Annotated in this window: 1 protein-coding gene; it reads left to right on the top strand. The window is 71.0% G+C overall.

Annotation, left to right across the window (positions count from 1 at the left end; translation table 11 throughout):
• Positions 1 to 142: 142 nt before the first annotated feature.
• Positions 143 to 389: hypothetical protein (locus tag D7X74_RS43540; RefSeq protein ID WP_158622387.1), on the top strand; the 247-nt coding region annotated here is incomplete at its 3' end.

Genomic DNA, 389 nt, shown 5'->3' with positions numbered 1-389 from the left:
AGGCGATGCCCTACGTCATGGGAACCCTGCGGGCGAATGGCAGACTCTGGGAGGTGGACCTGATGCGGGGCGGGTTCGGCATCACCGTGAAGACGGAGCAAGTCCCAGAGCTCGGCCTCATGTGGACACGCTAGGAGACGTCATGCCGACGGCACGCGAGCAGCTCAGGCGAATGGTGGCGGAGCGGGAGCCGCCCTCGCGGAGCATTGCCTGGGACGCGCTGATGGAGGCGCTCGGGCAGCTCGAGGAGGAGGCGCGACGTGGCCGGGGCGGAGTGCTGGAGGAGGAGGACGTCGGAGTCCTCGCGGCGCTGGTGGCGCGCAGGGGGCAGGTGCCCGTGCGGGACAGCGCTCCCGTGCCGCACTGCATGCCGCCCGAGGAGCTGGTCC

It is taken from the genome of Corallococcus sp. CA047B (assembly GCF_003612065.1).
Lineage (GTDB): Bacteria > Myxococcota > Myxococcia > Myxococcales > Myxococcaceae > Corallococcus > Corallococcus praedator.
The sequence above is the reverse complement of the archived record's forward strand: the minus strand, read 5'-3'. Positions and strand labels throughout refer to the sequence as shown.